We start from the raw sequence: 7,798 nt of genomic DNA, 5'->3' as shown, positions 1-7,798 counted from the left end.
GGCGGCCGCCGCACCCGGAACCGGGGGAGGCCGCGTGCCCGCCCTCGGACGCGATGCGCGCCGACAACCAGCCGGCCGCCGCGCCGCCCGGCGGGTGGGCGCTGCCCGAGTCCGCGTACGCCCACCGCGCCTCGATGATCACCAAAGCCGAGGTGCGCGCCCTCGTGGTGGCCCGGCTGCGGCCCCGACTCGGCCGGCTGATCTGGGACGTCGGGGCCGGCAGCTGCCACTCGACCAGCAGCGCGGCGTGCTCCCGGACGGCCAGGCCGCGCAGTGCGGCGTCCGCCTGCGGGTCGAGCTGGGCGACCCGCAGCGCGGCGGCGTCGAGCAGCTCGACCGCCGCCGGGCCGCGGCGACCAGCGCCGGCATCGCGGCCATCGCCCGGGCCAGGTCGTCGAAGACGAGCAGGCCGGTCGCGGCGTGCCGGCGCACCGGTACGGTGCGGAAGGTCGCCGCCGCGACGAAGGCGAGGGTGCCCTCGCTGCCCACCACCAGCCGGGTCAGCAGCTCGCTGGGCGAGTCGTGGTCGAGGAAGGCGTTCACCCCGTAGCCCATGGTGTTCTTCATGGCGTACTGGGCCCGCACCCGGCGGACCGAGTCGGGGTTGCCGCGGACCCGGTCGCGCAACCGCAGCAGGCCGGCGTGCAGCTCCGGCTCGGTGGCCCGCAGCCGCTCGTCGGCGTCCGGGGCGCCGGTGTCCAGGACGGTCCCGCTGGGCAGCACCAGCAGCAGCGACTCCAGCGTCCGGTAGGTGTTGAACTCGGTGCCGCAGGTCATCCCGCTGGAGTTGTTGGCGACGACGCCGCCGATGGTGCAGGCGGACTCGCTGGCCGGGTCGGGGCCGAGCTTGCGGCCGTACGGGGCGAGCCGGTTGTTGACCTGGCGCAGCACGACGCCGGGCTGCACCCGGACCGCCGGCCGTCGTCGAGGACGGTCAGCTCGCGGAAGTGCCGGCGGGTGTCGACGAGGAGCTGGTCGGTGACGGCCTGCCCGCTGAGGCTGGTCCCGCCGGAACGGAAGGTCAACGGCGTACCGCTGCGACGGCTGTGCCGCAGCAGGGCCGCGACCTGGTCGGCGTCGGCCGGGGTGACCACCGCTCGCGGGTGCAGCCAGGTAGTGCGACGCGTCGTGGGCCAGCCGGCAGCCGGTCCGCCGCCCGGGTCGCGACGGCGCCGGGGAGCGCCGCGACCAGCGCGGCGAGGTGGGGGTCGGCGGTCCGGCTCACCGGAGGCCCCCGTCGGTGGCGCGGACGGGTGGGCGCGCGGCCCCGGTCATCTGCAACGTCATTGCGTACCTCCCCGCGGACACCCTAGTCGCGGACCGGCCACCGCCGGTGGGCCCCTTGCGGATGAATCGACGCTGGTAGATACTCGCGGCTACCACGTTCGCCGAGGTCAACACCCCGAGCCGAGACCACCGCGACGCCTCATGGGCCCCGCCCGCACCGGTCGCCCGCCGCCCTCCGAGGAGGAGACCGTGAGAATCCGACACACCCCCGGCCGGCTCACCCCACTGCTCGCCGCCGCCGTCGGCCTGGTCGCCGTCGGCGCGTTCACCGTGCCGAGCGCCGCCTCGGCCGCCCCGCAGAGCTGGAGCGCCAGCCAGCTCGCCCAGGCCGACACCGCCGTGCAGGCGTCCGGTGTCGAGGGCATCGCCTGGCGCGTCGACGCGGCCTCCGGCCGCGTGGTGGTGACCGCGGACGACTCGGTGTCCGCCGCCGAACTCGCCACCATCAAGAAGAGCGCCGGCGGCAACGCCGGGGCGATCCGGATCGAGCGGGCCCGTGGCGTCTTCCGCCCGATGCTGTCCGCCGGCAACGCCATCTACGGCGGCGGCTACCGCTGCTCGCTGGGCTTCAACGTGGTCAAGTCCGGCGTCTACTACTTCCTGACCGCCGGGCACTGCGGCGACGTCGCCAACACGTGGTACACCGACTCCGGGCAGAAGACCCTGATCGGCCCGACGATCAGCTCCAGCTTCCCGGGCAACGACTACGCCCTCGTCCGCTACGACAACACCTCGCTGACCCACCCCGGCGGCTACACCGCCGCCAACGCGTTCGTCGGCGAGGCGGTCAAGCGCACCGGGTCCACCACCGGCACCCACAGCGGCACGGTGACCGCCCTCAACGTCACGGTCCGCTACGTGGGCAGCGGCACCGTCAAGGGCATGATCCAGACCACCGTCTGCGCCGAGCCCGGTGACTCCGGCGGCCCGCTCTACGACGGCACCAAGGCGCTCGGCATCACCTCCGGCGGCAGCGGCGACTGCCGGTCCGGCGGTACGACGTTCTTCCAGCCGGTCACCGAGGCGGCCAGCGCGTACGGCGTGACCGTCTACTGACCCGTCCCGGCCCGCAGACCGAACCTCCGAAGACCCGCACCGAGCCATCTCGGTGCGGGTCTTCGCGTTGTCGCGCGGTCACCGCTGCCGAAGGGCTCTACCGCGAGGCGGTTGGCCGGGGCAAGTGGCGCGTCGGGTCCCCGTCACCGGAAAAGCCTGAGTAGACGTTCAGCCCGCCCGGTCGGATCGGGCCACCCGTCGTCGATTCGATGGTTGTCACCCGGCAAGGCCGAACGTTCGCGCTGTTGCGCCGGTAGTCGGCGCGCGGCGCAGTGACTTCAATCGAGGTCTACAACGGTCGTCGCCGAGGGCGAAGGGACACCACATGACCGCTCCGACCGGCCTACCGCTCGTCCTCTGCGGTCCGATCGTGCGCCGCGTCGACCCGACCAGCGTCACGGTGTTCGTCGCCCTCCGCGCCGAGTGCACCGTGACGCTGACCGTCTTCGCGCTCGGCCCGGCCCCCGGATTCGCCCGCGCCGCGAGCGTCGGCACCGGCAGCCGGACGACGGTACGGCTCGCCGACCGCCTCCACGTCGTCGCGGTGACCGCCACCGGGATCACCCTCGCCCCCGGCACCCTCTACGGCTACGACCTGGCCTTCTCCGGCGGGGCGAGCGCGGGCAGCCTCTTCGACGCCGACGTGGTGGCCGCCGACGCGGCGGCCGCCCGGGCCGCGCTGACCTACCAGGGCACCCACAGGCGCCGGCCGCCGTCCCCGCCGTGCCAACCTTCGTCACCCCGCCGACCGACCCCAACCAGCTGCGCATCTTCCACGGGTCGTGCCGCAAGCCGCACGGCGAGGGCCCGGATGCCTTCCCCATCCTCGACCCGATCATCGCCGCCGCCGGCGGGGACCCGGTGCACCGTCCCCACCAGCTCGTCCTCGGCGGCGACCAGATCTACGCCGACGACGTGGCCGACCCGCTGCTCGGCCTGGTCCACGGCCACGACGCCCTGCCCGCCACCGGCAGCGACCCCGCGGTGCCCGCGTACCAGGGGGTGGCCGCCCGGCTCGGCCTCCCACCCGAGGCGATGCCGGTCGGCACCAGCTCGCCGCCGACCGACGCGACGTACCTGCCCGGGAAGCGGGCCACCACGATGGAGCGGGACGCGAAGTTCACCTCCGGCGCGGCCGACAGCCACCTGATGTCCCTGCGCGAGTACCTGTGCGTGTACCTGATGGCCTGGTCGGATGTGCTGTGGCCGCAGAGCTGGCCGACCTTCGAGCACGTCCTCGCCGCCGACACCCGGATCCTCAAGGACCCGGAGGACCGCCGGCCCGGCGAGACGGTGTACGACCTGATGCTGGCCGGGCGGGCCTACACGCCGAGCGCGCAGCAGAAGGAGATCATCGAGCGGTACGAGCGCTGGCAGCAGCAGGCGATCGCGCTGCGCACGTTCCGCCTCGGGCTGGCCGCGGTGCGCCGGCAACTGGCCAACGTGGCGACGTACATGGTGCCCGACGACCACGAGGTCACCGACGACTGGAACATGACCCGGACCTGGGTCGACGACGCGGTGGTCAAGTCCCCGCTCGGCCGACGGATCGTCCGCAACGCGATGGCCGCCTTCGTGGTCTTCCAGGCCTGGGGGAACACCCCGGACCGGTACGCCGAGACCGGCTCGGCAGGGGAGCCCGGGCGGACGGCGCTGGCGGCCCTGCGCGGCTGGTCGGCCGGCGCGAACGACGCGGACGACCTGACGCTGCGCACCCGGCTCGGCCTGCCGACGGCGGTCACCAACGAGGGGCGGCTGACCCGGCCGGCGGGAGCCCTGACCTACCACTACACCGTCACCTGGCCTCGCTACCAGCTGGTCGCGCTGGACACCCGCACCTGGCGGCAGTACCCGGCCGGGCCCGAACACCCCGGCGGCCTGCTCCTGGACGACCAGCCGCTCAACGAGATGCTCACCGGCGGCGGGGTGCTCGGCGACGACGCGGTCACGGTGATCGCCCAACCCGTCGCCCTGTTCGGCGTGCCGGTGCTGGAACAGCTCGCCCAGCCGATCGCCAACGCGACCGCCGGGCGGTGGACCGCCGACGCAGAGGACGCCTGGGTGGCCAGCGACGCCGCCGTACACAAGATCCTGGCCCGGCTCTTCGCCGCGGCGCCCCCGGGGCCCGACGGCGTGCGGCGCCGGCGACTGGTGCTGCTCGGCGGCGACATCCACTTCGGATCCGCCGAACGTATCCGCTACTCGGCCACCCTCCCCTACGCCTGCGGGCCCGACCCGGCGAAACCCTACGAGGGGGTCAACCGCACCGAGGGCGTGCTCGCCGGCTTCGTGGCCAGCGCGTTCCGCAACGAGGACTTCAAGACCCGGCTGCTGCACGACGTCGGCTACGTGCCGCTGCTCGACGTGACCGGCCGGATCGACCTGGTCGGCTGGGCCAACGAGCTGCCCGACAAGGAGGGGCAGCGGATGCAGGCCGGAGTGCAGGTGGCCGTCGCCGCCGACGACGTGACCGGCTGGTGGGTATCGGGTCGCCCGGCGGTCAGCGACTACGACGCGCTCAAGGTGCTCGGCCGGCAGCCCGAGTGGAACGTGTACGTGCAGTTCCTCCGGCACGACGAGGCCGACCCGACGGTGCGCCGCGACGGGACGCCGGAGTCGGTGCTGGACCCCGCCGGCCTGCCCCGCGACCAGGCCCTCGCCCAGTACCTGGCGGCGGCCCGGAACCTGGACCACTACAAGGGATCGTGGGGCAACGGCAAGGAGATCGTCGGGCGCAACAACCTCGGCGAGATCACCTTCGACTGGCCCGCCGGGGAGTGCAAGTCCGCCACCCAGCGGCTCTGGTGGCAGCTGCCCGGGGAGCAACGCGCCGCCGCGCTGACCACGTACACCGTCGACCTCTCCTTCGGCTGCTCGCTGACCACCGTCGCCCCGTACGGCGGTTTCGTGCTGCGGCCCGACGACCACGACGCCACGGCCACCGCCAAGGCCCGGTACGACGGGGTGGACCGCCCGGCGACCCTGGTCACCGACCGGTGGGTGAGCCGGCTCCAGCACGACCTGGCGACGCTGGGCTTCCTCACCCCCGAGGAGACCGACGGCGAGTACGGCATCCTCACCTACTGGGCGGTGCGCGAGTTCCAGGCGTACGCCCGGCGGGAGCGGACCGCCGTCGAGCCCGCCGGCTCCACCGCCCCCCGGTACTCCGACCGGCTGCAACCGGTCGACGTGCCGGAGTCCGAGCGCTACCTCGGGCCGATCAGCGGGGTGGCGGATCTCGCCACCCAGGTGGCGGTCAAGCACTGGCTGGACAAGCGGTGGCGCTGCCCGGTGGTGGTCGAGTCGTGGCAGGTCGCCGGGGACAGCCCGCAGCGGCTGGACCAACCCAACGTCTGGATCTTCGACCAGGTCACCGCCGCCGACCAGCGGCTCTACTCACGGGTGGTCACCGGCCGGCCGGCCGGCGCGGGGAGCGCCCCCGCCGGGCACCCGGAGCTGATCCGGCTGGGTGCGTACCGGGCGCACGCCGTCGACGCCGAGTGGAGCGGGCCGGTCCTCGACGCCGAGTCGGAGCTGCTGCCGGAGGCGTCCTGCCCCGGGCGCAGGGGCACGTCACCGGCCCCACGCTGACCGACCTGGCCACCGCCATCGCCGGTGGTGGGGACGCCGGCGCCCGGGCCGCCCGGCAGCTCTCCACCTTCAAGGTCCTCCGGGCGGCGCCGAGAACCACGTGCCCGAGGCCGCGGGAGGCTGGCTGGACGCCGTCGCGGCCGACGATCCGGCGGTGCTCCGGCTCGGCCCCTTCGGCTGGCGGGCGCACGGGCCGCAGGTCGCCCCGACCACCCTGCCACCGCGGCCGGACATCAACGCCGAACCGGGCGAGCTCTGGGCGTACCTGGCCTACCTGCGGGCCACCGACCGGGACGCGTACGACGCGCTCGGCGGGCAGGGCGGGGTGAACGCCGTCCCCGGCTGGGGGCGCGACGGGGCGGGCCTGCTCTTCGCCGACCTGCGGGTGCTGCGCGCCCGACCCGCGCAGACCGACTCCACCGGCGCGGCCCGCGACGGCATCGGCACCACCCTGGAACTGCTCGGGTTGCGCTCCTGGCACTGGATGCACCGGTACGCGCTGGCCCTGCGCGCCCACGACGGCGTTCGGCGGGGGATGTGGGCGTTCGCCCGCCAGCGGCTGCACGACCTCCTCGTGACCGACTGGGACTCGCCGGACCCGGCGATCACGCCCGGCGTACCGGACGTGCCGGGCGCCGACGGCAAACCCCGCCGGGCCCGGATCGGGGACGTGTTCACCTCGGAGCGATCGGCGGCGCTGCTCGCCTGCTGGCAGCAGTACCGGGCGCACCAGCTCGTCGCGGTCGGGCCGCCCACCTCCCGCGCGGAGACGGCGGAGTTCCGCAGCCGGCCGCGGGCCGCCACCGAGCTGCACCTGGTGCTGAGCAAGGCGAAGGCGCTCGGCCCGGACTTCGGCGGGCCACCCACCGGCTGGACCGACGCGCACGAGGCCGCCCTGGTCACCGCCATCCGGCAGGTCGTGGCGGCCGACGCCCCGGTGGCCACCGCGCTCGGCTCGACCGTCGGCTGGCCGACCTGGCCGGCCGGGCACCGTTACACGCTGCCCGTGGCGACCCTGCCGGCGGCCGAGCGGACCCTCTCCGCCGCCCGCGGCTCGCTGCGGCTGGACCTGAGCGACCTGCCGCGGGTGACCGCGTGACCGGCGGACGGCCGGGCGGCACGGAAGGACGGGATGTGCGATGACTGACGGCAAGAACGCACTCGCGCTGCTGTGGGACGAGGTCCGGCTGCTCGCCGAGCCGGTGCTGGCCGCGTACGACCCGTGGCGGCGGGCCCGGTTGATGCGCGCCCTCGGCTGGGACCTGGAGGCGGTCAGCGGCTTCGACGCCGCCCGCTTCGAGGAGTGGGCAGCCACCGTCGGGGAGGCGCTGGCCGCGGTGGCGGTGGTCCGCAACGATGCGAAGCTGGACAGCCTCGACGGGCTGCGCACCCTCGGCGAGGCGATCGGGAAGGTGTTCGGGCAGATCGGCGCGCTGCCGAGCGTGCAGAACGGGCTGCCGGACGTGCCCGGCCTGCCCGCGGAACTCGCCGACGACCTGGTCGACCTGCTGGTGCTGACCTACCTGCTGCGCCGGGCACCCTGGTCGATCCCGGTGCTCGACCTGCTCGGCCTGGTCGACCCGGCGGCCGCCAGCCAGCCCAGCGCGCCGATGCCGCCCGGGGACGCGCCGATCCGGCTTCCCCGCCGCCGCGACGAGCTGCACCTGGAACGCGTGGTCGACCTGGTCCACGACCCCGGCGGCTACTTCCGCGAGCGCTACGCCCCGGCCGGCTGGGAGACGCCGGAGGGCGTCGCCGAGCTGTCCGACGAGCTGCACCTGGAACGCGTGGTCGACCTGGTCCACGACCCCGGCGGCTACTTCCGCGAGCGCTACGCCCCGGCCGGCTGGGAGACGCCGGAGGG

Annotated in this window: 6 protein-coding genes and 1 pseudogene; 5 read left to right on the top strand and 2 right to left on the bottom strand. The window is 74.8% G+C overall.

The window, feature by feature from the left end:
• Positions 1-224, top strand: a pseudogene (locus tag JNW87_RS31165) (hypothetical protein); the annotation flags it as partial.
• Here the strand turns inward: JNW87_RS31165 and JNW87_RS31160 are convergent.
• Entirely contained in the window at positions 139-891 is a 753-nt protein-coding gene (locus JNW87_RS31160; protein WP_309234120.1) for an FAD-binding protein, read from the bottom strand. The pseudogene JNW87_RS31165 and the gene JNW87_RS31160 sit on opposite strands and share 86 nt — an antisense overlap.
• The gene (locus JNW87_RS39940; RefSeq protein WP_309234119.1) at positions 774-1,094 is read right to left on the bottom strand and encodes an FAD-binding protein; all 321 of its coding nucleotides are present in this window, start codon (positions 1,092-1,094) and stop codon (positions 774-776) included. The genes JNW87_RS31160 and JNW87_RS39940 overlap by 118 nt, the downstream gene beginning before the upstream one ends.
• Before the next feature lie 382 nt (positions 1,095-1,476).
• Between JNW87_RS39940 and JNW87_RS31155 the strand changes: the two genes are divergently transcribed.
• The 4 genes from JNW87_RS31155 to JNW87_RS31140 form a co-directional block, all read left to right on the top strand.
• A complete protein-coding gene (locus JNW87_RS31155; protein ID WP_236648106.1) occupies positions 1,477-2,343 on the top strand; it encodes a S1 family peptidase in 867 nt (288 codons plus the stop codon).
• A gap of 723 nt (positions 2,344-3,066) precedes the next feature.
• Complete coding sequence (locus tag JNW87_RS31150) at positions 3,067-5,934, top strand: peptidoglycan-binding protein (protein ID WP_238454899.1); 2,868 nt, start codon at positions 3,067-3,069, stop codon at positions 5,932-5,934.
• A gap of 100 nt (positions 5,935-6,034) precedes the next feature.
• Positions 6,035-7,033 carry a hypothetical protein gene (locus tag JNW87_RS31145; protein WP_238454898.1) on the top strand — a complete coding sequence of 333 codons (999 nt, stop codon included), beginning with the start codon at positions 6,035-6,037 and terminating at the stop codon, positions 7,031-7,033.
• Positions 7,034-7,073: 40 nt separating this feature from the next.
• Positions 7,074-7,798, top strand: a 725-nt coding sequence (locus JNW87_RS31140; protein WP_238454897.1) for a hypothetical protein, incomplete at its 3' end; no start/stop codon positions are given.

Origin of the sequence: Micromonospora sp. ATA51, assembly GCF_016802855.1 — a bacterium.
Classification (GTDB): Bacteria; Actinomycetota; Actinomycetes; order Mycobacteriales; family Micromonosporaceae; genus Micromonospora; species Micromonospora sicca.
The sequence above is the reverse complement of the archived record's forward strand: the minus strand, read 5'-3'. Positions and strand labels throughout refer to the sequence as shown.